Below are 204 nucleotides of genomic sequence, written 5' to 3' on the forward strand. Positions count from 1 at the left end.
TCGAAACGCGCGTCGTCCCCCATGTAGACCACCAGTCTGCCGTCGCTGCTGACGGTGGTTTCGGCACCTTCATGGCGGAAGCGTCCCAGCGCGGTATGTTTGACGGGAACGGACTCCGGGTCCATCGGGTCCACCTCGACGATCCAGCCGAACTTGTTGGGCATCCGCGGCTCCTTGTCGATATTGAACCGGTCATGGAACCGG

The 204-nt window shown here is 62.3% G+C and carries 1 protein-coding gene; it reads right to left on the minus strand.

What is annotated here, in order from left to right; genetic code table 11:
- Positions 1–204 (minus strand): alkaline phosphatase PhoX (locus A3728_RS21310; protein WP_150120941.1); only part of this gene is annotated, 204 nt, incomplete at both ends.

This window comes from Sulfitobacter sp. HI0040 (genome assembly GCF_001634885.1).
Taxonomy (GTDB): domain Bacteria; phylum Pseudomonadota; class Alphaproteobacteria; order Rhodobacterales; family Rhodobacteraceae; genus Sulfitobacter.